Origin of the sequence: Cyclobacterium sp. (assembly GCF_014762705.1) — a bacterium.
Lineage (GTDB): Bacteria > Bacteroidota > Bacteroidia > Cytophagales > Cyclobacteriaceae > Cyclobacterium.
This window is the reverse complement of record NZ_JABURL010000095.1, coordinates 148,186-172,031: the sequence shown is the minus strand read 5'-3', so window position 1 is coordinate 172,031 and position 23,846 is coordinate 148,186. Positions and strand designations below refer to the sequence as shown.

Annotated in this window: 25 protein-coding genes; 4 read left to right on the top strand and 21 right to left on the bottom strand. The window is 44.0% G+C overall.

Features of this window, described 5'->3' with window-relative positions; all coding sequences use genetic code 11:
- Positions 1–112: 112 nt before the first annotated feature.
- From HUJ21_RS19020 to HUJ21_RS18980, 9 genes are all read right to left on the bottom strand, one after another.
- Positions 113–871, bottom strand: coding sequence for a ThuA domain-containing protein (locus HUJ21_RS19020; protein WP_291372105.1), 759 nt, complete (start codon positions 869–871; stop codon positions 113–115).
- Positions 872–906: 35 nt separating this feature from the next.
- On the bottom strand, positions 907–1,560 hold the full coding sequence (locus HUJ21_RS19015; RefSeq protein WP_291372104.1) for a plastocyanin/azurin family copper-binding protein: 654 nt from the start codon (positions 1,558–1,560) through the stop codon (positions 907–909).
- A gap of 8 nt (positions 1,561–1,568) precedes the next feature.
- Positions 1,569–4,730, bottom strand: a complete 3,162-nt coding sequence (locus tag HUJ21_RS19010; protein ID WP_291372103.1) for a PVC-type heme-binding CxxCH protein — start codon at positions 4,728–4,730, stop codon at positions 1,569–1,571.
- A 309-nt stretch (positions 4,731–5,039) separates the two neighbouring features.
- Entirely contained in the window at positions 5,040–5,366 is a 327-nt protein-coding gene (locus HUJ21_RS19005; protein WP_291372102.1) for a nucleotide pyrophosphohydrolase, read from the bottom strand.
- Complete coding sequence (locus HUJ21_RS19000; protein ID WP_366483734.1) at positions 5,363–6,892, bottom strand: ATP-binding cassette domain-containing protein; 1,530 nt, start codon at positions 6,890–6,892, stop codon at positions 5,363–5,365. The genes HUJ21_RS19005 and HUJ21_RS19000 overlap by 4 nt, the downstream gene beginning before the upstream one ends.
- Positions 6,893–6,965: 73 nt before the next feature.
- The gene (dtd, locus tag HUJ21_RS18995; RefSeq protein ID WP_291372101.1) at positions 6,966–7,418 is read right to left on the bottom strand and encodes a D-aminoacyl-tRNA deacylase; all 453 of its coding nucleotides are present in this window, start codon (positions 7,416–7,418) and stop codon (positions 6,966–6,968) included.
- On the bottom strand, positions 7,415–8,140 hold the full coding sequence (locus tag HUJ21_RS18990; protein ID WP_291372100.1) for an oxidoreductase: 726 nt from the start codon (positions 8,138–8,140) through the stop codon (positions 7,415–7,417). Before HUJ21_RS18990 ends, dtd begins: the two co-directional genes overlap by 4 nt.
- Positions 8,137–8,553: a YkvA family protein gene (locus HUJ21_RS18985; RefSeq protein ID WP_166147592.1), complete on the bottom strand. Its 417-nt coding sequence runs from the start codon at positions 8,551–8,553 to the stop codon at positions 8,137–8,139. The genes HUJ21_RS18990 and HUJ21_RS18985 overlap by 4 nt, the downstream gene beginning before the upstream one ends.
- Positions 8,554–8,575: 22 nt before the next feature.
- Positions 8,576–9,097 (bottom strand): hypothetical protein, encoded by a 522-nt coding sequence (locus tag HUJ21_RS18980; protein WP_166147591.1) that lies wholly within the window; start codon positions 9,095–9,097, stop codon positions 8,576–8,578.
- A gap of 111 nt (positions 9,098–9,208) precedes the next feature.
- Between HUJ21_RS18980 and HUJ21_RS18975 the strand changes: the two genes are divergently transcribed.
- Positions 9,209–9,523: an iron-sulfur cluster assembly accessory protein gene (locus tag HUJ21_RS18975; protein WP_291372099.1), complete on the top strand. Its 315-nt coding sequence runs from the start codon at positions 9,209–9,211 to the stop codon at positions 9,521–9,523.
- Positions 9,524–9,566: 43 nt separating this feature from the next.
- Here HUJ21_RS18975 and HUJ21_RS18970 read toward each other — a convergent pair whose 3' ends face one another.
- The 4 genes from HUJ21_RS18970 to HUJ21_RS18955 are packed head-to-tail and all read right to left on the bottom strand — an operon-like array spanning position 9,567 to position 12,211.
- Positions 9,567–10,028 carry a DUF4268 domain-containing protein gene (locus HUJ21_RS18970; protein ID WP_291372098.1) on the bottom strand — a complete coding sequence of 154 codons (462 nt, stop codon included), beginning with the start codon at positions 10,026–10,028 and terminating at the stop codon, positions 9,567–9,569.
- A gap of 10 nt (positions 10,029–10,038) precedes the next feature.
- Entirely contained in the window at positions 10,039–10,404 is a 366-nt protein-coding gene (gene folB, locus HUJ21_RS18965; protein ID WP_291372097.1) for a dihydroneopterin aldolase, read from the bottom strand.
- Entirely contained in the window at positions 10,404–11,258 is an 855-nt protein-coding gene (locus HUJ21_RS18960; RefSeq protein WP_291372096.1) for a DivIVA domain-containing protein, read from the bottom strand. The genes folB and HUJ21_RS18960 overlap by 1 nt, the downstream gene beginning before the upstream one ends.
- A 38-nt stretch (positions 11,259–11,296) precedes the next feature.
- Entirely contained in the window at positions 11,297–12,211 is a 915-nt protein-coding gene (locus HUJ21_RS18955) for a WD40 repeat domain-containing protein (protein ID WP_291372095.1), read from the bottom strand.
- Positions 12,212–12,254: 43 nt separating this feature from the next.
- Here HUJ21_RS18955 and HUJ21_RS18950 point away from each other — a divergent pair, with 43 nt between their 5' ends.
- Positions 12,255–12,884, top strand: coding sequence for a 4'-phosphopantetheinyl transferase superfamily protein (locus HUJ21_RS18950; protein ID WP_291372094.1), 630 nt, complete (start codon positions 12,255–12,257; stop codon positions 12,882–12,884).
- A 35-nt stretch (positions 12,885–12,919) separates the two neighbouring features.
- Positions 12,920–13,498 (top strand): ubiquitin carboxyl-hydrolase, encoded by a 579-nt coding sequence (locus tag HUJ21_RS18945; RefSeq protein WP_291372093.1) that lies wholly within the window; start codon positions 12,920–12,922, stop codon positions 13,496–13,498.
- Here HUJ21_RS18945 and HUJ21_RS18940 read toward each other — a convergent pair.
- On the bottom strand, positions 13,495–14,343 hold the full coding sequence (locus HUJ21_RS18940) for a transglutaminase-like domain-containing protein (RefSeq protein ID WP_291372092.1): 849 nt from the start codon (positions 14,341–14,343) through the stop codon (positions 13,495–13,497). The two genes, HUJ21_RS18945 and HUJ21_RS18940, sit on opposite strands and share 4 nt — an antisense overlap.
- A 115-nt stretch (positions 14,344–14,458) precedes the next feature.
- Positions 14,459–15,259, bottom strand: a complete 801-nt coding sequence (locus HUJ21_RS18935) for an N-acetylmuramoyl-L-alanine amidase (protein WP_291372091.1) — start codon at positions 15,257–15,259, stop codon at positions 14,459–14,461.
- Positions 15,260–15,358: 99 nt separating this feature from the next.
- On the opposite strand from HUJ21_RS18935, the gene HUJ21_RS18930 reads away from it, so the two are divergent.
- Positions 15,359–18,091 (top strand): putative LPS assembly protein LptD, encoded by a 2,733-nt coding sequence (locus HUJ21_RS18930; protein ID WP_291372116.1) that lies wholly within the window; start codon positions 15,359–15,361, stop codon positions 18,089–18,091.
- On the opposite strand, the gene HUJ21_RS18925 is transcribed toward HUJ21_RS18930, so the two are convergent.
- The 6 genes from HUJ21_RS18925 to HUJ21_RS18900 are packed head-to-tail and all read right to left on the bottom strand — an operon-like array spanning position 18,088 to position 23,813.
- Positions 18,088–19,302 carry an arginine deiminase family protein gene (locus HUJ21_RS18925; RefSeq protein WP_291372090.1) on the bottom strand — a complete coding sequence of 405 codons (1,215 nt, stop codon included), beginning with the start codon at positions 19,300–19,302 and terminating at the stop codon, positions 18,088–18,090. The two genes, HUJ21_RS18930 and HUJ21_RS18925, sit on opposite strands and share 4 nt — an antisense overlap.
- 59 nt (positions 19,303–19,361) lie before the next feature.
- Positions 19,362–20,210 (bottom strand): prephenate dehydrogenase, encoded by an 849-nt coding sequence (locus tag HUJ21_RS18920; RefSeq protein ID WP_291372089.1) that lies wholly within the window; start codon positions 20,208–20,210, stop codon positions 19,362–19,364.
- A 7-nt stretch (positions 20,211–20,217) separates the two neighbouring features.
- Complete coding sequence (locus HUJ21_RS18915) at positions 20,218–21,366, bottom strand: aminotransferase class I/II-fold pyridoxal phosphate-dependent enzyme (RefSeq protein WP_291372115.1); 1,149 nt, start codon at positions 21,364–21,366, stop codon at positions 20,218–20,220.
- Positions 21,366–22,193: a prephenate dehydratase gene (locus tag HUJ21_RS18910; protein WP_291372088.1), complete on the bottom strand. Its 828-nt coding sequence runs from the start codon at positions 22,191–22,193 to the stop codon at positions 21,366–21,368. The genes HUJ21_RS18915 and HUJ21_RS18910 overlap by 1 nt, the downstream gene beginning before the upstream one ends.
- 6 nt (positions 22,194–22,199) lie before the next feature.
- Positions 22,200–22,568: a DMT family protein gene (locus tag HUJ21_RS18905; RefSeq protein ID WP_291372087.1), complete on the bottom strand. Its 369-nt coding sequence runs from the start codon at positions 22,566–22,568 to the stop codon at positions 22,200–22,202.
- 18 nt (positions 22,569–22,586) lie between these two features.
- Positions 22,587–23,813, bottom strand: coding sequence for a 3-phosphoshikimate 1-carboxyvinyltransferase (locus HUJ21_RS18900; protein WP_291372086.1), 1,227 nt, complete (start codon positions 23,811–23,813; stop codon positions 22,587–22,589).
- Between the last annotated feature and the right edge of the window lie 33 nt (positions 23,814–23,846).

The following is a 23,846-nucleotide window of genomic DNA, read 5'->3' as shown; positions in this document are numbered from 1 at the left end:
CCGCTGGAATTACAAATTCACCAGTACGTAATAATTTTTTTCCTTCTACTTGCCTTCCCTTTTTGGGGCAATGTCCTTTTAAAAAAGCGATATTGGTGAAATATTTACGCTATTACTTTCCGGCTACCCAACTGACGGCATTTCTCAGCAACTTCTGGTAGGTATCCAGATTATGGGATTCACCATCATGTCCCAAAGCAATACCCACCATCCTGGTGTCTGGATGCTTAATCACAAATATCGAAGGGAAGGGACCGGTTTCACTGGTACTTGCCTCTGCCAATACCTTGATTCCCGGTCCATCCTTATCTACCTTAAAATAATACAGCTCGTCTTTTAGCTTAAATGATGGGGGAAGGCCTTCCATTACCGGATGGTTTTTGTCCAGAACGGTTACATCAAAAGCTCCAAAGCGATCATGACCCCGGGATCCTCCACTGGCCAAATGGACATTGTATTCCGGCCAATCTTCCCAATTGTACCACAATGCGGCATGACCAAGAATCAATCCTTTGCCGGAAGCCGCAAAATCAAATATGGCTTTTCTTGTTGCTGGATCTGCTATTGGCTGATTATTACTCAGGTACAACACATCCATGTCGTCCAACAAGGCCAAAATGGACTCCGGATCATCGGTGTAGGTTACTTCGGCAAAGCCTCCCTTTTCCAGTGTTTCCACATCTGCATTTTTGTACCAGGTATCGAAATCGTGGGATGCCCCTCCTCCCAGCAGAAGTACCCGGATCGGATCAGCTGGCGGATTTGTGACATCAGGTAAGCATCCATTTGCCCGGCCATTGCCAGGAAATATGCAAAGCCATGCCAGCAATAGCAAAGGTATCGTTTGGGAAAATTTTGGGTTTCTTTTCATTTTATGATTCCTATATATATAAATTAATACTTTCCTTAGTTCCCTGCCTCTACCCGCATGATCCCATTCATCATGCGCCAATGCCCGGGAAAGGTGCACACAAAAGGATAATCACCAGGTGTATCCGGTACGGTAAAGTTAAGGGTATATAATTCCCCGGGTCCCAACATCTCAGTAGCAAACAATACCTCGGGTATTTCGGGAACATAATGCTTTTCAGAAGCCCTGGGATCCCTTAGCATGGCATCCGCAGCTTTCCCCACTTTTTCAAGGCTACCCGGCTTTAGGATCAGCAGGTTATGTTGCATGCCATCAAGATTATCCAACTCCAGCATTATTTTCTCCCCAGTTTTAACAGTGAAGGTATCCGTATCATATTTCATCAATTCCGGAACAATTTCTATCACTACGGTCCTTGCCCTCTCCTGAGAAGCTGACCCCACTTTTTTCGGTAAAATCTCCTCAGCCACCATCTTTCTCTTTGTACCTGCAAAGCCCTCTTTCAAAACTTCTTCCCTGCTAACAAGCCGGAAATTTTGATCCAGGCCTGCTGGGCTTGTTTTACCATTCTCCAGATTTTCTTCGGTCCTGGTCGATTGATTTTTCTGCCCAGGTTCCGGCGTGGTTTTAGCTATTTCCCCCATCAGCAGCAAACCAAGGCCTGACAATAATAACCACCGGTAATTCATTACATCTATCATTTTAACTCAAGTACTACCTCTCTAAGAGTCCCTTCAAAGGGATGTTCTCCTTCATACGACCCTGCATTGTCTTCACCTCCAAAATCCCGGCCAGTACGCAGACTGGGACGCAATACCCCCATAAAATGGCCTTTTGACTCTACCCTGGCTGCAGTTTTTCCATCAACCGCTATTTCCATTTCGCCAGAAGCTTTGATATGTGCCCTGGCCTCAAAACTTTCTGGCAATTCCATTTCAGTAGTGGCAATATAAGCCCGGCCCTGCCGGTTCACCTGAAAAACCAACTGTCCATTTTCCATGTAAAAGGAGTAGCCATTTTCCCGGTCTCCATGAGCAAGGATAACTCCATTGGGTTTTTCCCCTCCCCTGCCTGACACAGTGGCGGATAGGAGAATTTCCTTGTCCTGCAGATCAGGGGAATACTGAAGGTAACTTCTTCTTCCCAATTCGTACCTTTCATTTTTTACACCGGCTATCAGGCGGTCCAGAAGTCCCGAAGATGCCTTTCCTTCTTTGGCTGCGGCAGCAAGAAAACTTTCGGAATGATGACTGGCCGCAGCAAATAATGCTTTTGTCAACCAATCGTCTGTTTCATTCTCTCCAATAAGACTTGCTTCATGGATCGATTCCCCTATAATTGCATTTTCTGGCATTTCTACCAGTGACAAAAAGGCATGCATTCTGGTATTGAGGTTTTCATCCTGTAAAATTCCGGAAGCATGAATAGCCTTTAAACTTACCTCATTTTTGGGCAATACTTCCAGGGCTGCTTTTCTAACCCCCGGTGCAGGATGGGTCAATGCCCCCAAAGCAACTTCCATTGCTTCCTTATTACTACCATCCAGCGCCCCAAGGCCATGCAGGGTCCACAAGGCGTGGACCGCAGCGCTATTCAGCCCAATTTCATCCAGACTCCTGTCATTCACCAGGGTATACAGCGCATTCAGGTGGTCTTGGTTACCTGATTCGACCAAAAGCCGCTGGGCGGTCATTCTCCAGAACATGTTATCATCGGACAGGGTATTGACCAATGCCGAAGGATCCTCTTTTGATAAAGATTTTGGGGAATAGGCAGGTGCCTCTTTATAAATCACCCGGTAAATCCTGCCATGATTGGTATCCCTGAGTTCACTTTGAAAGGCATTACCCTGCCCATGGGGCTGCTCGGTGAAAGGCAATACCATTCTGGAGGGGGCTTGTCTTTCTACAAAAACGTTGTGCTGGATGATGAAATTATACCAATCGGCAATCCATACCGCCCCATCCGGTCCCACCTCTGCCTGCACCGGACCAAACCATTCATCAGAACTGGCCAAAAGGTTCCAGCCATCTTTCTCAGCAAACCCCGCACCGTTTGGCTCCAGGATAGCGTTATGGGTAAGCCGGATTGTGGGCTCATTGACAAAAGCCACCCTGTTCCAGTAAGATTTGGGAAAATCCCTGGCCGTATACAGGCGTATGCCAGCTGCTGAAGTAAATCCTCCAACCACGTCCACCTGCCTGAGGTTTGGCGTCATGGCATGGGCATCATAGTGCCCATCTATTTTCTGGATGGATTGAATGCTGAAAGGGGGCTTTTTCGCTCCTTCCTCTGCTTCGGGAAAAGCCCTTTGCAGGAATTTTGCAGGAATGGAATAATAAGCGGAATGGGTATTGTTAGCCGTGGAAATAAATACATGGTTATCCTCTGAGAATCCCAGGCCCCATGTATTGTTAGAAGAACTTGCCAGATAATTGAAGTCGCTTCCATCCGGTTTGAAATGATAAAGGCCCTGTGGAAACCGCCAGGGTTCCCCATTGATAGTGCCGTCAAATCCAGAATATCCTGTCACTCCCCATATCTTATTGTCAAAGCCATACATCAGGTTGGAAGGGCCTGCATGGGTATCGCTTTTACCCCATCCGGTCATGATGGTTTCGAAAACATCAGCCTTATCGTCTCCATTGCTGTCCTTCATGAAAACAAAATCGGGTGCCATGGACACAATCACTCCTCCATTGGCAAAAACCAAAGAAGTCGGAATATTCAGTCCGTCTGCAAAAACAGTAAATTTATCTGCTCTACCATCTCCATTGGTGTCTTCACAGATCTTGATCCGGTCATTGGCGGCTCCGTCTGTTTCTTTGAAGGTATTGGGATAATCCACCGATTCCACAATCCACAGCCTGCCCTTTTCGTCCCAGGCCATTGCTATTGGATTGACAATATCGGGTTCAGCCGCGAAAAGGCTAATTTCAAAATCTGCCGGTCTCTGGATTAGCTTCAGGGATGCTTCGGGACTGAGTGCTTCCTGGATTTTTGGGACCTCATACCTTTTGGTAAAATCCGAAATGGGCTCCTCGTATATGGATACCTGTGGAATTTCCAAGGCTGTCACCTGAGCTTTCACCTCTTCTCCCATGGCCCAGAAAATTCCGTTCTCTACCAATTTCAGAAATCCGGGATGCTGCCAGGTGCTGTCATTGTGGCCATAGGCTGTATAAAACACCCTTCCTTTTCCTTCCTCCCGGGTCCAGGTATAGGGCTCGCGATGTGCCCCTTCTACCCGCTCCATAAGTACATTGATATCACTGTTGATGTGCTGATGGCGGTAAGTTTCATCCCAGGTGTTAAACTCCTCCAGCCCAGCCAATACAGGATGATTCCTGTCCTTTAGTTCAGTGGCAAAATTTCCCGTTCCATGTGAAGCAAACTGCCCACCTATGGTGCGGATATACCATTCAGAGTTTTTAAAGCAGCCTGTTGCAGAATGCAATGGAATCAACCCTTTGCCCCCTTCAACAAAATCACGCATGGCCATTTCCTGACCGGGAGATAAATACTCATGATTGGCATAGATTACCAGCCCATCAAATTTGGCCAGATTATCTGAATTGATATCGTCCAAGGATTCCGTATACGTGAGGTTGATCCCACTATTGAAAATAGCGGTAGCCAGCCATGGAGCATATCTTCGGGAATCATGGTGCTGGCTGGAATGGCCCAAAAACAGGATCTCGGCCCTTCTGGGCTCCTGCCTGTCTGTGGAGAAACCTGTTGTCTCTGCGGTACTTCTTCCAGTAGCATAAAAGAGTAACAAAATACCTGGAAATAAAAAAAGCCAAATCCGGCTTAAAAAGTAAAAATGGTTATTGTTGGTATTCCGGGCCTTATCCATGGTAAATCAGGGAAACGTTTAAAGTTAATTTCAAGTAAATTAGAAAAAAATAATGAAAAATTTCCCCAATTCTTATGCGATAGGTCAATTTATGTTTCAAACAGGTATTCCTTACTTCCCGGAATAGCTGCAATACATCTTTTTGTCAAACCCTGAGCAGTAAAATTTTTTAGAGGCCTGGGGTTTCCTGATATTTAGGCCCATTTTTGCTCATGGAAAAAAAAGAGCTACCCAAAGAATCCCAGGACTATTCTGTCAATATTCCCTGGCTTAATAATCCAGTATCGGAATTCAGTAGAAAAAATATCCTCAACCTAACTTCTCGTTATTCTTGTGCCTGTCTTTATCCCGGATGGTTTTCTTTTCAAAATTATTTTCCAAAGCCTTTGTCAGGTCCACCCCAGTCTGATTGGCCAGGCAAATCAATACCCACAATACATCGGCCATTTCATCCGCCAATTCCTTATCTTTGTCGCTTTCCTTGAATGATTGTTCTCCGTACTTCCTGGCCATGATACGGGCCACCTCCCCAACCTCTTCTGTCAAAATAGCCATATTGGTCAATTCATTGAAATACCTGACTCCATGGCTGCGAATCCATTGATCTACTTTTTCCTGTGCTTCTGCAATACTCATATTATTACACTTTTTTGAATGGCTTTTCCACGGCTCAATTCCATCATCTTCTCGATACAGGCTGGTACATCCTCCTTATAATGGCTTACAAACAAAAGGGTCATCCCGCTTTCTTCACAAAAATGGTCTACCAGCCACCTGAACCTGATTCTTTGTTCTTCATCCATTCCCTGAGAGGCCTCATCCAAAACCAACAACCTGGGGTTTTTGATCATGGCCCTGGCCAGCAGACAGAACCTTTGTTCCTCCAGGCTTACCTGCTGCAAACGTAAACCAGCAATATGAGACAACTGAAGCGCCTTTAGCCATGCATCAGCTTTGGCTTCCTGCTCAGGACTGGTTTTTTTAAAGAGCCCCATGGTATCAAAAAATCCGGACAAAACCACTTTTTTACAGGTTTGGTTGGAGGGAAAATACCTGGCAAGGTCAGACGAGACAAATCCCGTTGGTCTTTTCACATCCCATATGCTTTCCCCTGTGCCTCTTTTCCTATCAAACAAGGTAATGTCATTGGCATAGGATTGGGGATTCTCTCCTAAAATCAAACTGATCAAGGTGGATTTTCCAGCCCCATTGTGTCCCTGGATCAGCCATTTTTCACCAGGAAGTACCTGCCAGTTAATTTTATCGAGGAGTGTATTGTTGCCATACCTAATGGATACATCCCTCATTTCAATGACCGAATTCAGTCTTGCCTCATGATTCACCTCTTTCAGCAAGGGCCTGAAGGGGGATACCGATAAATGTTGGGACTGCGTATGGACTGCTTCCAATTGAATCAATTTCTCCCTGTTGTGGATTACCTGCAATTTACCCTCTCCGATCCAGGCGCAATGCCGAATGGAAGCAGGAATTTCCCGGGCGGTAGTGGACATGATCACCTGCACACCGGATGCCATGATGGCTTGCAATACCTGGTCAAATTCATCCCTTGTTTGTACATCAAGGCCTGTTAAAGGCATGTCCATGAGGAAAAGTCGTGGATTTTTCAGCAGGGCAACCGCCATGGCCAATCTCCTCGTTTCTCCATTGGAAAGCTTGATCAGCGATTTATCTTTAAACTGATCCAATTCAAAAAGCCGGATTACCTTTTCCATGTCCCATGTACCAACCCTCCTGCTTTCTACTCCGGACAAATAACCTTCAACGGTCTCCGTTTCTTCGGACTCCGCGCTATTGAACCGCTGCTGGTAATAGAAATGTTGTTGGTTGGATTTATTTTTGAAGGTGTATTTTTGGGAGATAAATGCTACCAGGTCCCTGAAACTGTTTACCTGGCCCATTCGGTTTTGTTCTTCCTGGTAAGCACTGGCAAAAGGTCTTGAAATCCTTCCGGCAATCAGGGAAGTCCGGCCCAACAGGGTTTCAAGGAAGGCAGTCCTTTCTTTACCGGAAGCAGCCAAAATGGCCCAGGAGTCTCCATTTTTTACCCTAAAATTCAATTCCTGAAACAAGGTCTTTCCAAAGAAATTTACCCTTGCGTTTTCGATGGTCAAAAAATCTTCCTCCAGGTCTTTATTCATCATTGGTTTTAATATCCGCCACAGAAAAAACCGGGGCTGTTTTTTTAATAAATTGATTTTGCTGAGCCGGCCTATCCTAGACTTTATTTTTAGAATCTATCACAATGGTCACCGGACCATCATTGGTTAAAGAAACCTGCATGTCAGCACCAAATTCACCGGTTTTCACTGGTTTTCCCAATTGCCGGGACAATTCTTTGATGCAACTTTCGTACAGGGGAATGGCAATATCGGGTTTTGCCGCTTTAATGTAGGATGGTCTGTTTCCTTTTTTGGTACTCGCATGCAAGGTGAATTGACTGATCAGCAGGATATCACCTTCAACATCCTGAAGGCTTTTGTTCATTACCCCACCCTCATCAGGAAAAATGCGCATGTTGACCATTTTGCGGCAAATCCAGTCAATGTCCTCGCTTCCATCCGCCTCCTCTATTCCCAATAAAATCATCAAACCCGTGCCTATGGCTGATTTCTCCATCCCTCCTATGTAAACTGCAGCTTGTTTTACCCGTTGAATTACAGCAATCATTCGCTCATCTTATGCATTTCTGAGGAAGAAACGGTTTCATTTCCGGTAGTTTCCCCTTCAAGTGATTTTTTTACCATGGCCTTGGCTACCTGATGGTCATAAATGGGCTTGTATTTCCTGAAGAGACCCAGGAAAGTGACCCCTTTCATTATAATCTTGGCAACTTCCTCTCCCAATCTGTTTTCTTTTCGTTCTCCCAATAGCAGTGAAGGCTGGAAAATCCCCACATAGTCAAAATCCATTCTTTTCAAATCATTTTCGACTTCACCTTTTACTTTATTGTAATAAATGGAAGATTGTGCATCCGCACCTAAGGCACTTACATACATAAACCTTTTTGCGCCCAATCCCATCACCATTCTGGCGAAATTGATCACATAATCATGGTCTATGCGATAAAAGTTTTCTTTTGACCCTGCCTGTTTGATGGTTGTCCCAAGAGAACAAAAGGCAATTGGCTGGGCACTTCCCGATTCCAAAGTCTTAAGCAGGGGCTGAAAATCTCCGCCCATATTCTGATTGCGGATGTTCTCCCCTAAATTTACCTGATCCAGTTTATCAAAATCCACTGTCACCTGCACCAATTTATGGTGCTTGAGGGCCAAATTACGTCGCCCGAAAGAAATCACCCAATCAAATTCTGGGTTTTGGAAAAGTTGGTGAAGCAATTTCATCCCTACCAATCCGGATGAACCGGATACAAATGCGATCCTTCTGCTCATGCCTGTTGGTCCCTTTCCCATTCCAGAAAACGTGCAATGTCTGACTGGAGACTTTTAAAAATGGCCAAAAGAACCGTAATGTCGTCCACATAACCCACAAAAGGAATAAAATCCGGAATTAAATCTGTGGGCAAAGCAAAATAAAACAGCCCCAAAGCCAGCAAGCCCAGAGAGCGGTTGGAAAGCCCGGAATATTTTTTATTCAGGTGAGACCTGATCATCCGAATAAATACCTCCACTTGAAATTTGACCTGGGAAAAGGTGGGATTTTGGGAAAGTTCCTGCCATTTAAGGCTGGCTTTTTCCAGCAAAGCACGTAATTTTTTCTCTGTGGATGCGATATGCATTGCCCTGTTCATGTATATCGCTTTGACTTTTTCAAAAAGGTTTTTCTCCTCTGTAGTTGCATCCATATTTTTTTCGGTTTAATGAGTTTTAAAAATACATCCTTATTTCATCTTTTATATTTCTTAATGCCTGTCCTATAATGTCTTTTTCCTGAGCCAGAGCAGATTGGAATATTTTCTTGGCAAGTTCAAGGCTCTTTTCATCTCCTGCTACTTCCTGATAAGATCTATTCACGAGGGAAATGGTTTGTTCTACCGCCGTTCTGACAGACTCCCAGGTATCATCTGTAAAATATACCTGCTGTGATAAATTGTGATTGAATTCATTTCGGATTTCTTCAATCAACCTGCCATGTAATTCACCTGCCGTAAAGCCAGGTTCATTGACCCTCCGGATTAAATTGTTCGGGGAAATGCGCTCCAATAGTAGACAAAGTCGCTCTCCTGCCTGTAAACGAAGGGGCAACAGTAGTTCCGTATTTTTGGTCTTGATGTCCACCCACTTCATTTCTTTTTCTTTCTTCAAAAATGATACCGTAATGATAAACATGCCATAAATGACCAGCCCTGCGGGAAGTACGATTTTTAAAAGTTCTATAAGGTATTCCATTGTTTACTGTTTTAAACCACAATATCCAAAATAATGTCAAGTTATGCTATGCAACAACTGTTTTCTCTATTAATTTTGGAACCTTTCATACTTGTTTGACATTTTCTGAACATGTTGATACCAATAAAAATAAGTCCCCAGGCCTTGGATGAAATCAAAAACATCATGAATTCCAAAAACATCCCCCAAGATTATGCCTTGAGGGTAGGCATCAAAGGCGGTGGCTGTGGCGGAGTATCCTTTGTCCTGGGATTTGATCAGTGCAGGGAAGGAGATCAGCAATTTTCCATTGAAGGCTTACCTGTACTCGTAGAAAAAAGACATGTCATGTTTTTGATGGGCATGCAGGTAGATTTTCATGATAGCAATGAGGCCAGAGGTTTTGTGTTTAGCAATCCTGATATTCCTGAAAGACATGACAAGTGATCATTCTGAAGCAGGAATGATCCTTGCCAGAAGTGAACAGGTATTACAACAAGCCTTCAAAACCATACCTGGCATTGGACCAAAATGCATCGAGTCCTATTATTCTGGGTTTTAAAAATGAAATAATTTCCGGCCAGTATTTTTTATCCAGGACATTGACCTTATTCAGTTTTTTCTCAACCCTATAGCCGGATTTTTCGGGAGCTATCTGGTCTTTCGGTATCCAGTTCCAGGCTTCTCCCAATTCCATTTCCAGTAAATGCTTCAATTCAAACAATTGGGCATAAAGCAACTCAGCGATATCGTCATCAGGGTGTTGTATCGCAATGGATATGGAAGCAAAGTCCCTTTCCGCCTGCATCCGAAAGTAAAGGTGGCGGATACCGGTTTTATAGTTTTTCCAATTCACCGGAGAACCATCAGCTGAGGGGACAGGTTTCATATACCAACCAAATGCTGTCCAAAATTCCTGCTTCATCTGGCTAACCTGATTTTTGGTATACATATCCGATTTTTTATCCGTAATCCTGTGGATAGTTCACTTCCACTACTGAATAATTGACCACTCCCCCGATCGCAGGATTGTGTTTTTTGATGATTACCCTGACCTTCCTGATTTCAGGGTAAACTTTTAATATGTCTTGAATCATCAAATGCGCCAGGTGTTCCAGCAACTTGACCGGTACTTGCATGTGGGCTTTGGCTATCTGATATAGCTTAAAGTAGTCTACTGTTTTCTTCAATTCATCATGAAGCATTGCCTGTTGGAAATCCGTATATACGTGTAAATCCACTGTGAAGCGGTTACCCAGTTTTTTTTCTTCCGAGAACACCCCATGATAGGCGTGAAACTCAATGCCTTCCAAAGATACTTTACCCATTATTCAAACTGGTCAAAAAATGATCCGGAAGGCTTGTTTTTGGGTTGTTCATCTTCCTGAGTATTTCCCTCTACCTCATTGGTTTCATCGGCTACTTCTTTAACATCCCGGGGTTCAGGATTTTCAGATTTATTTTGGCTTGCTGTATCTGGGGCTTCTTTCTCTTCATCCCGGGTTTCAAGGGCATTCGGTTTGTCCCATGTATAGGTATTTGCTACATCCTCCGCAGGGTTTTCGGGGCCGGATTTTGGGGAAGTTCTGCTCATGGAAGTATAATATTTATCTTTCCTCTGGATGTCCTTCACCAATCTGGTATGCGCGACGGCATCAATTTCATTGAAACCATCCTGCACGGTTTTTACATTTTCAAGGGTCTCAGCAGCGGTTTTTTTAAGATGCTTCAGCAAATAATCTCTTTGCACCTGCAATTTCTCATAATTATCTACCAGCAATTGCACATCTTCTTTCAGGTCCTCCATGATATTTTTGGCCTGGGATTCCGCCTGTTCCACAATACTTCGTGCATTTCCTTTGGATTCAGCATTCAGTGCATCTGCATTCATTTGTGCCTCTTTTAAAATCAGCTCGGCTGTTTTATTGGCTTGCTCAATGATACTGGCACCCGTGTCTTCAGCTGTTTTTAAGGTCTTGAATAGTGATTGTTCCACCTCCCGCAGCTTGGACGCCTCTTTTTCAGCCTGTTCATACTTGACTTTCAAGGCGTTTTTTTCCTCCACCAGCTTCTCCCATTCCTGGGACAGGTAACTTAAAAAACCAGCAACCTCATCTTTATCATATCCCCTGATCTTTTTTTCAAAGGTTTTTTGGCGAATATCCAATGGTGTTATTTTCATTTCTCAATTTTTAAATTCCAGATTATATTTCTCCGGATTCATTGGCCAATGCCTAAATCCCAAACGGAAACGGTATGGTCATCACTGATGGCCACTACCTGGTCTTTATAGGCAGACCAATACACTTTGTTTATTGAAGTTCCGTGTCCTGCATGTCTGGCCTTATCAATAACTTTCAGAAGTTTACCCTCATCTGGATCCCAAAGCTTGATAGACTTATCCATGCTACAAGTTACAAAATACTTGCCATCATCCCGAAAAGAAAGGTAATTGATGGCGAACATATGTGCTGCAATGCTTGTCTTTTCTTTAAAATCCTTTGTATCCCAAAATTTCAGACGGGCATCTCTACCTCCGCTGATCAGCACTTTGCCATCGGGTGAATATTGCAAGGCAAAAACTGAATTGCTGTGCCCCTCAAGTTTGGCTACAGGTTTCCAGTCTTTGAGGTCAAAAACTTTAACCTGATGGTCACTGGCTCCCACACTGAATTGCGCCCTTACAGGATCTATGGCCAGCACTCTCAGGTGTTGGTCACTGATTTTCAGATGCTTTACGGGAGATTGTGCCTCAATATTCAACACAACCAGGACACCATCTCCGGTGGCCACCAGCAGGAGGTCACCCACCACCTTCATGTCATATATGGCATTGGCTGTAACTTTAAGGGACCATACCTCTATTTTACTGGCTAGATCAATGGCATGAATCCCTTCAAAATTTTGACCAATGAAAAGCAAATTCCTTTTTTTGTCTACAGTAAGGGCATAAACGGAGCGTGGCAACTTTGCAAGCAACAAACCATCCTTAGGTGTCCTCAGATCCCATTCCACCACCATGCCGTCGCCAGAACCGGTATAAAAGTGGTGAGGGGTCAATCCTTCGGAAAGTGCGAAAACAGAATGGTTATGCCCGCTTAATGTATGGAGTTTATTTACTTGAATTTTTGGCATATATTGCATCGTATATTTATCACCCAGCTCATTTTGAGTAACCATGCAAACAAAAATAGAAAAAATTAGCCCTTTATCTGCTTTTGCCATCAACAATATTCATGAATCCGAAAACAGCCCTATGGACTTTCTGAGTTTTCGGGAAAAACTTTCTCTGGCCAATATAGGACATCCCCAAAAAAGAAAAGAATGGAAGGGGGCCAGATTGGCTATAAAATCTGCCCTGGACCATATACAGCTTCCCTATCCGGGTTTTTACAAGGATGTACATGGTAAATCTCATACCATGGACGGTTACGGCTATGTATCACTTACCCATCACGGAGATTATTCCGGTGCCATTTTTCATAAAGAAATGCCGGTAGGTATTGATTTGGAAAAAGTCCGGGACAAAACCGTAACCCTGGCACCCAAATACCTGGATACAAAAGAGATGGATTTCCTGGATAAAGATCCTTATATGCACACCATGGCCTGGTCGGTTAAAGAAACAATCTTCAAATGCCAGGGTAGAAAAGGGATCAGTCTGCGGCAAAACATTCTGCTTCAGCCCTTTTCCTGTAGAGACCAGGTAATCAAAGGTAAAATTCACGGTACAGACTTTGCCGATCACCACTACGCTGTTAAAGTAATAACTGAAAACGACATGATTCTTACCTATACCATTTGGTGATTTTTGCTATATTTGCTAATAAAGCAGTGGATTCCATGAAATATTTAAGGTGTTTTATGTTACTTTTTCTTGGTTCATTCCTGGCTAATGGCCAACAGGTATCCAATGTGGAATTGGTAGATGCTTTCTCTGGAAAAACTTTTTCCACCGCCAGCCACCCACCTTCCAGTACCATGGTTTTTGTGTTCACCACTTTGGCTTGTCCTTATTCCAAACTGTATGAGGACCGTATCCAGTCCCTTCATCAAAAATACAGCGGGCAAAATATTATTTTCGCCCTGGTCAATCCGCACGCAGGCCCGGAAGATGAAAGCAGGGAGCAAATGAGGGAGCTGACCTGGGCCAATAATTCAGGAATTCCTTTTCTGATGGATATTGATCAGGTTTTTACCAGACAAACAGGGGCCAAAAAAATTCCGGAAGTAGTCATCATCTCCTCAGGACCTACAGGCTACTCCATCACCTACCAGGGAGCCATTGACAATAATGCCCAGTCTGTTTCGAGTGCTTCTGTTCATTATCTGGACAATGCCCTGAGGGATATCCTGTCCCGAAAAAGACCCAGCCCTGCCATCACTCGTGCAGTGGGTTGTAATATCCGCTTGAAAAACTAATCTTTGTCTATAATCTCCAATAGACTTTTTATTTCTTCAGCCTTGTCCACTTCTCCTATTTTATCGAAAGCAAAAATAAGGTTTCTGAGGGTCCTGCGAATGATATCAATGTTTTCACAAGGTTCAAAATAGGAGGGTTTGGGTTCCAACTTGAGGTGCTCCAGGTAATTGTTAATATCCTGTCTGGTAAAAATCAGCCCTTTGTTAAATGCATTGATGTAAAACTTAAACTTGCCGGCCTGGTAGGTTAATACAAAAAGATTGGGAAGATTCACCCCATAGACAGGCAATCCCAGCTTTCGGGCGACCAAAAGGTAAACCGAACATAAACTAATGGGATTTCCTTTTTTTGTTTCCAATACTGTTCGGATCATGCTGTTTCCCGGGCTATGAAAGTTCTTGGTATTTGCAGAAAACTTAAGGTCATTGAACAGTACGTTATTGATCAATTTGATCTTGTCATAGACGGAGAATTCATTTTTAAAATTGGTCCAGACATTGAAGTAGATTTGCTGCATCACTGCATTCAACTGCTCAAATTCAAGCTCCGGATACAGGTAGGTATTGATGATCCACAGACCTTCCAGTAATTCTTGCTCTTCAGAATTTTTCCAGTTTAAGAGTCTTTTACGGAGCAGATTGATTTGCAACTCATGCACCAACTCCTCTATTTCTTTCTGCACTTCGGGATTGAAGGAGCTTTCCCATTTGTTTTCCAGAAAGGGTATGACATCATTCCCCAGGGAGATGATTTTTCCACGTACATGTGCTTTGATTTCCTGGTCCGTATCATCCAGTAGGGATACCAAAGCATTTAATTCTTTATCTGTTAATTGATTATCCATTTGACGAAGTACTCACTTACAGCATCTTAAAGTTACCGAATTAAAATTTAAAAACATGTCCCTTTCCTTATTCTGTGCAATGTCAACAGAGCAGCGGTGATCTAGCTTTAAATCCTCAGAGAGATTCTATTTCTTCTTTATAGGCTTTAATGGCCCTGAATATCCCGGAGGCCACATATGTTTGACCGTTTTTGCTGTTCAGGTAGCGCTCCTCGCTGAGGTTGGAGAGAAATCCTGCCTCAATCAGCACACTGGGCATACTCGTTGTCCAAAGCACATAAAACGGTGCCTGTTTCACTCCTCTTGAATGCCTGTTGACCCTGGTAGAAAAATCCTTTTCAATTTTTTCTGCCAGTGAAAGGCTATTTGAAAAATAAGCCCTTTGCATCAGGTTAAACATCATATAAGACTCCGGAGACTGAGGATCAAACCCTTCGTAATTTTCCTGGTAGTCATCTTCCAATAAAATTACCGCATTTTCTCGTTTCACGATCTCAAAATTGGCATCGAAATTCTTGTTTCCCATCACAAAGGTTTCCGTGCCATGCACCCGTGACGAGGAGGTAGCATTGCAATGGATGGAAATGAATAAATCTGCCCTGTTTCTGTTGGCAATGTTAGCCCTTTCCTTTAGCTCAATGAATTTATCTGTTTTTCGGGTATAAATCACCTCCACCTCTGGTAGTAAATCCTGTATATAGGTCCCAACTTTCAATGCAAGATCCAGGGCGACATCCTTCTCCTGGGAAATCTTGCCTATGGTACCCGGATCTTTACCTCCATGTCCCGCATCAATAACAATTCGCCTGAGCTTAAACTCTGCCTTTTTCTCCCCGGTAGGGATAAAACCCACAAAAACAAAGGTTAAGGAAAGCAGCGAAATTATAAGAATATTTTTCAACCTGGTTCGTTTCATAAACGTTAATAACGTTAACTTTACGCAAAAATTAGAAATTTTTAAAGCAAACAGAAATTATCAGTGCATAATATCAAGCTCGCTTTTCTTTCCCTGGTCATGCTTACGCTTTTTGGGCAGGCATTGTTTGGACAGGAAACCGGCAAAACCCGCTCCTCTGAAATTGAACTGACTGCCCCGGATACTTTAACAAAGCCTGATGTAAAGGCAGATACCCTGCTTCCGGTACTTCCCGATAGTATACTCAACATTTCCTCTGCTGATCTTGACTCTGCAATTAACCAGGAAATCGGTGATATCACAACCACCATCAATTATTACGCCGAAGACAGTATCATTTCCGATTTTACCCAAAATAAGGTTTATTTATACAAAGGAGCCTGGTTTGAATATGGCAATATCCGGCTGGATGCAGATTATATCATCATCGATTGGGAAAAAAGTGAGCTTTATGCTTCAGGGCTGGCCGACAGTACGGGGGTGGCGCAGGGAACTCCCATATTCAAGGAAGGGGAAAGCATTTATGAAATCAGAGAAAAGATGCGCTACAATTTTGAAAGTCAAAAAGCCATTATTTCTGATGTGGTGACCCAACAGGATGAAGGTCTGCTCAGGGGGGAAACCGTCAAAAAAACCAAGGACGGATCGGTTTACCTGAAAAATGGCTTTTATACAACCTGTGATCTGGTAGAACCCCACTGGCACATTTCCTCTTCCAAAATTAAATCTGTGAGGGGAAAACACATCGTCTCCGGTCCTTTTAACCTGTATTTTAACAATATACCCACTCCCCTTGGCCTGCCTTTTGGTGTTATCCCCGACACACCAGAAGAGAAAACCTCAGGGATCATATTTCCTTCCTATGGAGAAGAACAGCGGCGAGGGTTTTTCCTAAGGGATTTTGGTTACTATTTTGCTTTTAATGATTACGTACATACCCGTGTTACCGGAGAAATTTTCTCCAAAGGGGGCTATGGTGCCAAAACCGCCTCCGTTTATAACAAAAGATACCGTTTTAAAGGTGGCCTGAACATAGACTACCAGAAGTTTCAAAGTCCGGAAACGGCAGAACAACCCCTGGAGTATGATGCTTTTTGGTTTCGCTGGAACCATACCCCTGAATCCAGGGGCAATTCAAGGTTTTCTGCTTCTGCCAATTTCGGAACCAAGTCCTATAATGACAATATCCTTAACCAGGGAAACTTCCAACAAAACCAACAATCGGATTTTTCCTCAAATATATCCTACAGCAAAACTTTTACCGGCACGCCATTCAGCATGTCTGCCAATTTGCGGCATTCCCAAAATCAGGTTACTGATGAGGTAAACCTGCTGCTTCCGGATGTGGCGGTCAATATGAACCGCCAAAACCCCTTCAGAAACATACAATTTGAACCGCTAAAAACCCTGAACATTGCCTGGAACTTCAATGCCCAAAACTCTATCAATAACCGGATCACTCCGGAACTGGGAGTAGACCCGAACCTGCAGCAACAGATTGAGGAGTTGGGACAGCCCAATGCCCCTGATGTACTGCCTTTTACCTTTGCCAACCTGCCACAGTTGCTTAGGGATGCGGACAATGGCTTCAGGCATACGGTACCCATTTCCTCCAATTTCAGCCTCTTTCGGTTTTTTACCGGCACGGCTTCCATGAATTTCACAGAGCTCTGGTACCTGGACCGGATCAACTATTACTACAATCCTGCCGAAGAAAGACTGGACCGCATTTTGGAAAGTGGCTTTAACCGCGTTAATTATTACAATTCTTCCTTTAACCTTTCCACCAATATTTACGGATTTTATACCTTTAGAGAAGGTTCAAAAATAGAGGCCATCCGGCACCACATGCAACCTACTTTTGGATTTACAAGCACACCGGACTTTTCTGATCCGAAATACGGGTATTACCAGGAAGTACAGACCAACGCCGGAGGCAGGATCCAAAGACTCTCCAGGTATCAGGGATTTATTTATGGGGGCGCCCCCATGGGAGAATCCAAATCTCTGAGTATCAATATACGGAACGTACTGGAGGCCAAGGTGAGGACTGAGAGCGATACTGCCGAGGCGGAGACAAAAAAAGTACCCATATTGCAAACCTTAAATGTGTCTACCAGCTATAACTTTGCGGTGGACTCCTTTAATCTGGCCCCCCTGAACTTCAACACCCGGACATCCCTGTTTCAAAACAAACTTTCTGTCAACCTGAGCGCCAATTTCGACCCCTACGCCACGGGTACCTTCCAAAGTGGCGAACGTGAAGTAACCAGAAGAATCAACTCCTTTGCCTGGAAAAGGGGACAGGGACTGGGTACCATACGGAGAGCCTCGCTTAATATTAATGGAAGTATCAACCCCAGCAAAACTGAAAAATCCCCGGGAGAGGTACAAGATGAGCTTACCAATGAATTCCTGAATCAGGGAGGGCAGATGAATGATTTTGTGGAAAATGAAATCAACCGCATTGCCAATGATCCCAGCCAGTATATTGATTGGTCCATCCCCTGGAACCTGACTTATGGCTATAACCTGAGCTATAATAAAGCAGCATCAGGCAATACCAATATCACACAGGCCATCAATATCTCCGGAGATTTGAGCATTTCAGACAAATGGAAAATCAATTTCAACTCGGGTTATGATGTCGCTGCTGCAAGGATCACCCAAACCATGATAGGCATCGCCAGGGACCTGCACTGCTGGCAGATGAATGTAAACTGGGTCCCATTTGGCCGGTTCACCTCCTACAATATTGATATCCGGGTAAAATCCAATATCCTCAGAGACCTTAAGGTCTCCAGAAGAAGATCCTTCTTTGACAGCTTTTAAGAATTCTCTCTGCTGATAGGCATACTCATGCACCTGGGCCCTCCAAGCCCCCTGGATAGCTCTGAGGAAGGAATTTCCAATACCTCAATTCCAAATTCCCGTAAAGCCCGGTTGGTATGTTTGTTCCGGTTGTAGGAAATCACTTTTCCGGGAGCTACTGTAAACACATTGGCCCCATCAAACCACTGCTCCCTTAGGGCATACTCCTGGTTTACCCTTTCCGTGCCAATGACTTCCAGCCCGGGAATCTCTTTTTTTAGTATATCCCGAAGTTGTTCTTTGAGATGCAGCCGCTTTACATGTATTTCAGTCCCCTCATCCTCTTTACGCACGTATAGAGAAATTCGCTGAACAGATTGAATGGCATCCGGATAGGTAAGTACTTTATTTTCATCCAAAATAGTAAAAACTGTATCCAGGTGCATGAAATTTCTTTTCTTGGGCAGATGGACTTCATAGATCCGTTCCACTTTCCCTGATGCGATCAAATTTTTGGCCACATGATAAATGGCTTTTTCATCCGTTCTTTCGGAATAGCCTATAGCCACCGCTTTTTCATTCAGGATGATCACATCTCCTCCTTCCAATGAGGCTGGATTGTTGTGCGCATCCAGAGGATATTGTTTGCAAATCTTTTCCTTGAACAGGTGGTGGTTTTCAAAAATCCGTCGGACCATATTGGCTTCCCTCTGCCGCTCAGGCAAACGCATACTGGAAAAAATCATACCTCCCGGGACTACAGCAGCGGTATCCCTTTGGAAGTACAGATTGGGGCAAGGAGGTATCAAAAAGGCCACATCCAACAAGTCTGCCAATGAATAAGAACTCAGCTTCCGTCTTACTTCATGAACTTTAATACCTGCCATCAAGCCTTTGGCGCAATCCGCTACAGAAAGTACTCCTAAGAGTTCATCCGTCAGGTGTCCCAGCCGTGAGGCCGATAAAGCTTCCTGCATCAATTCTCTCCGCAATGCTGGTTGGTCTAAAATATCCAACAACAAATCCTCGAAAAAATACACCTTAGCCCCGCAACTTTCCCTTATCATTCTGGTAAAGACATCATGCTCCCGCTGCATTTCTTCCAGATAGGGAACGTCTTCAAATAACAGCAATTTCTTATTGTAGGGGGTCAACCTGTCAATTTCTCCCCCGGGCCGGTGCATCAACACCTCCCTAAGCGTCCTGAATTCTGAAGCTATCGATAATCGCATATTAATAAATCTACAAAATAGTCAGGAATAATTACTAATACCGAAAATATTATTTCCGATTACTCCTTAATATCTAAAATATCCCGTATTTTATTTGCCTCTAGCATTTCATGATTCAAGCCATCCACATTTTCCTCCGCTATCATGCTTCTAAATTGGGAGAGGTGTTTGATATAACTATCCATGGCTTCCAGGACATTCTCCTTATTTTCTAAAAAAATAGGGGCCCACATGGCCGGAGAACTTTTGGCCAGACGAACCGTAGACGCAAAGCCGCTACCTGCCATATCGAAAATGTTTTTTTCATCCTTCGTTTTGTCCAGCACTGTCTTTCCCAATACAAAGGAGGACACATGAGAAAGATGAGAAACAAAGGCAAGGTGAAGATCGTGATCACCGGGATCCATGAACCGTAGCTTCATGTTTACCGCCTCAAAGATATCGTATGCAAGGCCCTTCAGGTGAATATCCGTTTTTTCCATTTCACAGATTATCAAAACCTTACCATCAAATAGATTTCCTGTTGCAGCACCTGGGCCGGAATTTTCCGTGCCTGCGATCGGGTGAACTGCCAAATATTGATTCCGTTTGGGATGGGTGGCCATTTGACGGCAAAGCTGTCCTTTTGTAGAGCCAAAATCCATGATCAAGGTGTTTGGCCCTACCTGCTCAAGGGTTTTTCCCAGCAGTCCAAGGAGCGTATCCACAGGTGTGGCCAAAATGACAGCATCAGTATCTTCCTCCGGCACCTCCAGTTTCCGGGAAACAAGCCCCATTTCCAGGGCCATGGCCATGTGATCCGGATCATTGTCAAAACCGGTTATCTCCCAATCCGGGAAAACTTTTTTAAGTGCCAGGGCGAATGAACCTCCCAATAATCCCAAACCAATAATATGTATTTTTTTCATGATTGTTTTATTTAATAAGCCTGCCAAGAGCTTCTTTGACCAATAATTCGTCAACGCAAAGGGAAAAACGGACATGGTCATTTCCTCTGCTGCCAAATATCATCCCGGGAGTGATGAAAATATCCTTCTCATACAGCAACCGGTCAACCAATTCCAGTGCCTGAACAGATGCCGGCACTTTGGCCCAGACAAATAAACCTACAGCTCCTTCAGAAACCTCCAATTGCAACTGTCTTGTTATTTCCAACACCAAAGCTTTTCTCCTGGCGTAAATGGCATTCATAGAACTGATCCAGGAATTATCCAGGCCCAGCGCAGCCACTGCTCCTGCCTGAATTCCCAGAAACATCCCGGAATCCATATTACTTTTCACCCGCAATACCGCCTGAAGATAATCCTCCCTTCCTGCCAGCATTCCCACACGCCAACCCGGAATATTGAAGGTTTTGCTCAATGAATTCAGCTCCAGAACATGGTCCATCGCACCTGGAAGTGCAAGTAAACTCAGCGGCTCCTCATTCAGAATAAAGCTGTAAGGATTGTCATGAATCAGTAAAATATCATTTCTGCGGGCAAAGTTTAACAGTTTGGAAAAGAGCTCTATGGATCCTTTAGCCCCTGTGGGCATGTGGGGGTAATTGACCCACATGAGTTTTACCCTGGAAAGATCCAGGTTTTCCAGTGCCTCCCAATCTGGTTCCCAATCACCTTGCTCCAACAAGTCAAAATAAACAGGCTGGGCTTTCAGCAGCCTGGTTACCGAGGTGTAGGTAGGATATCCCGGATTGGGCACCAATACCTCATCTCCCTCATCCAGAAAAGCCATAGATATGTGCATGATACCTTCCTTTGATCCCATCAGGGGAAGCATCTCGGATTGGGGATCCAGTTTTACGCCATAATTCCTGGAATAAAAATCCGTCATTGCCTTCCTGAGTTCAGGGGTACCCTGGTAAGATTGGTATCCATGGGAATTGGGTAAAGCAGCCGTCTCATTAAGTGCGGTAATTACACTGGGATCAGGTGGCAAATCCGGACTCCCTATTCCCATATTGATGATGGGCCTACCGGCATTCCTGAGTTGCTGTACCTCTTTGAGTTTTTTGGAAAAGTAATATTCCTGAACCTCTGCCAATCTTGCTGAATAACCTTTCATCATTTTTTGTTTTGGTAAGCACCAAATATTTTCACATCTCCATATTTGGCTTCGATGAAGTCCATTGCAGTTTTAAATTGACCTTCATCTGCTATTAAGGTATCAATAAAAAAAGTGTATTCCCAGGGTTTGCTCATTACAGGAATGGATTGAATTTTGGTCAGATCCAGATCATGCTCACTCATTACTGTCAGCAATTTCGCCAATACTCCTTTCTCATTGCGAACGGTAATTTTCAGACTGGCCTTAGTGGGGGCAATGCCTGGAGCTGGCTTATCTTTTTGAAGGATGATAAAACGGGTGAAATTATCTTTTACCGTCTGTATGTCCCTGGCCAGGATTTCCAGTCCGTAATATTCAGCCGCCTTGGTGCTGGCCACTGCTGCCAATCCCTGTAGTTTTTGTTCTGCTATCACCTTTGCAACATAGGCAGTATCCACATCATCTACCGGAAGAATCCAAGGGTGACTGGCAAAAAAATGCTTGCATTGCAACAAAGCCATGGGATGGGACCTGGCTTCCCTGATGGCTGAAAGCTGCTGCCCGGGAAGGGCCATCAGGTTATGGGATATGGGCAGGTAATACTCATCCACTACAAACAGGTCATGCCTGTCGATAATGTCATAATTGGGCAAAATTGCTCCTGCAATGGAGTTTTCTATAGCCATCACGGCGAAATCTACTGTTCCGTTTTCTACGCTTTTAGCCACTTCCTCGAAGGTATTGAAACCAAAAACTGCTATACCTTCCCCAAAATACTGCTGGGCTACCTGATGATGGAAGGAACCAAGTACGCCTTGAATGGCAATTTTCAATTGTTTTTCCAATTGCTTTTACTTTTTAAATATGAAATAAACCGACACTACCAAAAAGAAGAAACCCACTAAATGATTCCACCGAATGCTTTCGTTTTTGAAAAACAATAGCGTAAACCCCATGAACACTAACAAAGTGATCACTTCCTGTAATACTTTTAATTCTACCAGGCTAAATGGCCCTCCATTTTCCTTATAGCCTATCCTGTTTGCCGGGACCTGAAAGAAATATTCGAAGAGCGCAATGCCCCAGCTGATCAGCACAATGGAAATCAGCCCCAGATTCTCAAACCACCTCGGCTCCTTAAACTTTAGATGCCCGTACCATGCCATGGTCATGAAGGCATTGGAAAGCAGCAGCAGGACAATGGTATACAGCCCTTTCATCTTTGATAATCAAAACGATTAATCCCGGTACTTTGCCGTTACTCCCAGAAGTTCACAGTGCTTCCAAAAACTGGGGTAAGATTTGTTTACCACCTCCGGATCCAGAACACGTAGCTTTGTTTTGCTAATCAAAGGCATAAAAGCCATGGCCATGCGGTGGTCATCATAGGTTTCAATTTCAACCATTTCCGGAATTTGCTCTGCCGGGACGAGGGTAAAGACACCCGGTCTTCTTTCCTCAAGTTTGGAACCGATTTTTGCCAGTTCCTTTTGCAAAGCATCAATCCTGTCAGTCTCTTTGATCCGTAAACTTTCCAGCCCTGTAAAATCAGTTTGCTGGCCTGTCAGGGCGCAGGTAACTGCCACTGTCTGGGCCAGGTCTGGGCAATGGGTAAAATCAAATTCAGGCAAACCCCGGATGGGTTGATGTTTTAGTACAACTCCTCCATCCCGGAAAGTACTTTTCACACCCAATCGGTCCATGATGGGGACGATCTGGGCATCACCCTGCAGGCTATCGGCCTTTAACCCATCCAAAAACAATTCTCCGGATCTGGAACAGGCCAGTAAACTGAACCAGTAACTTGCTCCAGACCAATCGCTCTCGACAGAAAATGAGGTAGCCTGATATTTCTGTGGGGCAATAGTGATGCGATTGCCTTCAAATTGGTAATCCACACCGAAGGTGCGCATCAATTCCAGTGTCATGCTGATGTAGGTACGTGATCCCACCTTACCGATAAGGTTTAAGACAAGTCCTTTGGGAAGCAAAGGTGCGTTCATTAGCAGGGCTGAAATATACTGGCTGCTTACATCTCCACGGATATTGATTTCACTGGCTTTTTGCCCGGCAAAACCATGGGTGTGCAGAGGAGGAAAACCATCATTTTTAAGGTATTCAATTTCTGCTCCGATCTCTCGCAAGGCATCTACCAGTATCCCTATGGGGCGCTCACACATTCTTGGGGTACCTGTCAGGGTTTTGACCTTGTTGTTCAGGGCAGCATAAGCCGTTAAAAACCGCATGGTGGTACCGGCATCCAATACATCAAAGATTTCAGGATCATCCTTAAGCAAGCGGATCATGGTCTGGGTGTCCCTGGCCTCAGCCAGATTGGATAACTTGTTTTTCCCTTCTGTAAGGGCATCAATGATCAAAACCCGATTGCTTTCACTTTTAGATGAAGGAAGGGGGATACGGACTTTACCAAAGGATTCAAGTAGGGGTAATTCAATGCTTTTCATGAATGTTTTTATTGCTTAATGGTGGAATAAAAG